The following is a 4624-nucleotide window of genomic DNA, read 5'->3' on the forward strand; positions in this document are numbered from 1 at the left end:
ACAAGGAAAGATTTAAAGTTTTTGAAGATTTTTTATTTTTTCTAAATACTCGTTTAGAAGAGGATTTTTTGAAAAAAAATGATAATGATTTTGAAATAATAGAAATTATAACATATATTAATCTATTGATTGGCTTAGATAGTGCGTTTGCTAATAATATGTACCTAAGAGAACTTTCAATAGCTCCTATTTGTGATTTAAATAATCCCAAAACCATAGTAATTCTAAATGGCATAGAAAAAATTAATATTGCAGTTGATAGATATATCAATCTTATAAATTCAAAAATTAAATTTATTGCCTATAAAGATGATTATCTTAAAATGAAAATAGAAAATATAAACAATAATTATCCAAAACTCAGACTCGGTCAAAAACAAACCAATAAACTTAAATCCATAAAATCCAAACTAAAAGAGTGTAAACAATGAACGAAGAATTGCAAAAAGAAGAATTACCTAGAAAAAAATTAAACGAAACAGAAAAGGATTTGCAAATTTATTTAGGAGTATAAATGAAAAAACTTCAGTTTTTATTTGACACAAAATTAAAAAAATTAGCTTGGATTATAGCTATATTGTTTATCGGATTTATAGGATATAATATACTTTTTTATACTGAATTTAAAAATGGTTATGCAAAAGTGATTTTACGCTCCAATGCAACACTTAATCAAAATTGGTATTGTATAAAAGAAGGTAAAAAACTGGATAGAAATGAAGTATTTGAAAGAGCTGCTAAAGATTTGCTTAAAAAGCTTTATGATTATGCACATAGTAAAAGATATTACAATGTAGCTCAAGAAGAGTGGCAATATCTTGGTACTAAATGTCATTTTGAAGATACAGATTGTCAATTTTTTAGTAATGGAAAGCAATTTGATATCAACGATATCATAAAACAAATTGATTTTAATAAAACTGAAGAAGAAAATATGCAAAAAATAATGCAGGGTTTTAACATTGTAAAACCATTTGAAGAAGAAAAAATTTTAATAGGGGATTTTGATAAAACGCAAAAGTTAAGCAATATAAAACTCAAATATTCTTTACTTTTTGATTATCGGGAAAGAATTTATCTTATTCACTATGATGTTAAATTTATAGCAATAGGTGGTTATGAATATTTTGTTACACCTTCAAGATTTGGTGATTATGATTATGGCTTATTAGTTAAAATGTATCTTATAGGCTATAAACACTCTAAAGAGAAATTCAATAAAGATGTTTTGGAAAGGTGGAAAAATGATAATTATTTTAGATACGAGTATTATCCTATTACAAATTGTGGTGAAGTAGAAATACGCGAAAATGATAATTTTATATGGGTTAATGAATAAAACTGAAATTTTAAGTATGGCAGGAAAAATAAAATGGGTTTTTTATTAAATTTAAAAGGTGATTATGGAATAGAAATTTTATCTTATTATCTTTAGGGAGAAAGCACGCCACCAAGTAATTTAGCTAAAAAAGATAATCGTGTGCTTATCGCTAAAGATTATAAAGCAAGAGATGAAAAAGAAATAATCATACAAGCTTCGGCACTTGATTATATGAAATATGTGGATAAATATACTAGTGCTGCAGATTTTAGAGTATTTCAAAAATTTTTTGATTGCGAATTTAGTAAAAAAGAACTTGAAAAATTTAAAGATAAAATAGAAGAAGAGATGTATATTTTAGAACTAGACGATATAGTAGAAACTAAGATGTATGGAGGCGTAAATCCATTTATTAATAGAGATGGAGAATATATCGAAGATAATAGAGCGTGTAAAAGAAGCCACTACTACTTAGATATAAACTCAAGTGATTATGCTAAAAGATCTTTTACTTTTGGAAGCACAAAAATAGCTTTCAATAAAAATGTTAAATTTCATATTAATGCTAAAACTTACAAAGCCGAATATATTTCTAATCTAAAGCTTTATCCACTCGATGATAATTTTGATTTTGAAAGTAATGATGGATTTGCAAAATATATAAATCTTTATTTAGAATACGAATTAGATCCATTAAAAATAGGTAGAACTGTTAATATTAAATTTATCGATCAAGAAAAAATTACACCTATGGTTATTTATAAAAGAGTATTTCAAATACTTCAAAAACAATCTTTTGAATCTCCAATTCCCTTTTTTCCTTCATTTAAAAAATATTATGATAATAATATCTTGCCATCTGGTGTGTTATATTTACAAGATGATAACTCCAAAACCCATTCAAAGCATTCTGCTTTCTTTAGTCAAAACGAACAAAATAACTCAAGCAACTCTTCATCAAACCCCAAAGAACCTTGCTTTATCACTTTATATTTAAAAGATGAACACAATAAACCCATTGCTAATGCTAAAATCATTATCAAAGGTTTTAAACATAATGAAGCTTTAAGAGTAGTTAATCTAAAAAGACGCAGTGATGAAAAGGGTAAAATAAGATTTGATAAAGAAAAGTATTTTAGTGATTGTTATAGCTTTAAAGTAAAGCTTGATGAAAGTGAAGCTTATTTTCCTACTCCTTTACAAAATGCTAAAAGGATATTTAATAATTATACCCATCACAAAGTTGGACTTATATTTAAATTTAAAGCAAAAGATCATTTAGTTTATGATGGATTTAATCTCTATCATTATAAAGGAAATGAATTGATTAATTCTTACATGGCAAGAAGTGGCACTGCTAAGGCAGACAATCAAAAAAGAAGTAAAAAACAAATTACACATTATTTTTACCAAGATGAAAAAGATAAAAGCAAAAGTGGAAAGGCTTATTTTTACTATGATGATGAAAGCATTCAAGATAGATTTGGCACTTTACCTGAAGGGGAGTATTATTTAAAAATCAATGAAATAGCTAAAGATACTAAGCCTAACTTTTTAAAAGATTATCCCTTTGAAATAGGAAAAACCTGGGGAAGATACTGCGTAAGATTATATACTGATAAAGAATGCTCTAAAACTTTTAAAGAAGTAAAAATAAAAGAAAGTAATGAAAAAGAAAACAAAACAAGCAAAAAAGATAAAAAAGAGCAAAGCATAATAAAAGATAATCTATATCTTTATAGCATCAATGAAAAGGGAGAGTTTGGCAGTAGTGGTAGCATAGGTATGGCACAAGCACAGTTATTAGAGGATTTAAATAAGCAAGCTAAGTTTGTGCGGAGTGAGGGGAAAAATATAATCTCACTTAAAGTGGCTTACCCTGAAAAAATAGATAATAAAATTATATTTGTAGGAAAAGTTTATGAATAAAACACTAATATTTCATGAAAATTCCCATATTGATTTAAATGCTTCTTTTGCACCAGGGACTTATATAAGCTTACAACTAGAAAAAGAAAGCGATGAAAAACTAAAATGGGCTTTTGTAGAATGTGAAAGCAAAGAAAAATTAAATTTATTATTACATGATTGTAATGGCTATATTGATGAAAAAAATCTTAAGGTATTATTTGAAAATGATGATTTGATTTATAATGAAAGCTATGAAGACAATATTTTATCCTTTTGCTTGCCTATAAATAGAAGCAACGAGCCTAAAGAAGACATACAAGATTATAAATACTACATAGTTTTATTTGCTTATAGTAGTGAAAAAACTATGCCTAATTTAGAAGATCATTACATCATCATAGATATGAGCTTTAGAGTGGGAGTTGGAGATGATGAGGATGTAGAAGAAAGTAAACTAAGGAATGATTTTAATAGTGATATAATTCAAACAAATTGTATTTTTAGTGTTTTTGAGGCTGTAGAGTTTTTAAAAGCTTGCCAAAGTTTTGAAGAAAAAGCAAAAGAAACAAATAATTATGAATTTTTTAAAAATTATCCCCAACTTGCAGGAAAAATTGCTTATATTTATTATAGATTTGATTTAGCTAATGAAAAATTTATTAAAAGTGTAAGTGATGGAGATAAGTATTTAAAAGAAAGGGAGAAATTTGTTAAAAAATTTATAGATGTTTATTCTGATGAGAAATTTTTTATCATACCAAGCTATAAAGCAAAATTTAGTGAATTTTCAAACAAAAGTGATGAGGAAAAAATTATGTTTTTTCAAGAATTTCTTGAAGATTTGGTAAAAGCTTTCGACATAGAACCACCAATTCCAACTATTTATAAAGAGTTTAAACAATACAATAACGGATCTTATAATAGTGTAGGAAAAAAAGCATTATATTTGAATTTAAAAAACAAAGAAGAACAGATATTATCAACTTTTTTTCACGAATTTAGACATTTTTATATTGATAAAAATAATTCTAAAGAAATAAAAAATCAACATACAGAAAGCATTTTAAACTCATATATTCTAATGAATATTTTAAATTTGAAAATGTTGTTATGTTTTGGGCGTATGATAAAAAATGCATAATTAGTAATAATTATACAGATTGTGTCGGAGTTAAACCTTATAAATACGGTATATTTTCAGATAAACCTGCAATTTATTGGTTTTCTCCAAGTGAAAGAGATGCGAGAATAAGCACATTTTATTTTGAAAAATATAGGGGTTGATATGTTAGAAGTAGCCATAAAGAATATATTTAAACATAAAGATTTCTTACAAACCAGAAAAGAACCTTATGCTATTTATTTAGCCATAAATACAAACATAAAAAGTTA

Annotated in this window: 3 protein-coding genes and 1 pseudogene; all 4 read left to right on the forward strand. The window is 25.8% G+C overall.

Going from position 1 to position 4624, the window contains the following annotated elements; translation table 11 throughout:
- The coding region (locus tag ELQ12_RS09365; RefSeq protein ID WP_208379396.1) for a hypothetical protein at nt 1-431 on the forward strand (431 nt) is incomplete at its 5' end.
- A gap of 83 nt (nt 432-514) precedes the next feature.
- Nucleotides 515-1339, forward strand: a complete 825-nt coding sequence (locus ELQ12_RS09370) for a hypothetical protein (RefSeq protein ID WP_044780729.1) — start codon at nt 515-517, stop codon at nt 1337-1339.
- Between the two features lie 141 nt (nt 1340-1480).
- The gene (locus tag ELQ12_RS09380; RefSeq protein WP_243834152.1) at nt 1481-3250 is read left to right on the forward strand and encodes a hypothetical protein; all 1770 of its coding nucleotides are present in this window, start codon (nt 1481-1483) and stop codon (nt 3248-3250) included.
- Nucleotides 3243-4516, forward strand: a pseudogene (locus ELQ12_RS09385) (hypothetical protein). The gene ELQ12_RS09380 and the pseudogene ELQ12_RS09385 overlap by 8 nt, the downstream one beginning before the upstream one ends.
- Nucleotides 4517-4624 lie beyond the last annotated feature (108 nt).

Source organism: Campylobacter sp. US25a, from assembly GCF_004379075.1.
GTDB lineage: Bacteria > Campylobacterota > Campylobacteria > Campylobacterales > Campylobacteraceae > Campylobacter_D > Campylobacter_D jejuni.

Coding starts and splice junctions, on each gene's coding strand:
- ELQ12_RS09370 (WP_044780729.1), top strand. CDS start 515: ATGAAAAAACTTCAGTTTTTATTTGACACAAAATTAAAAAAATTAGCT.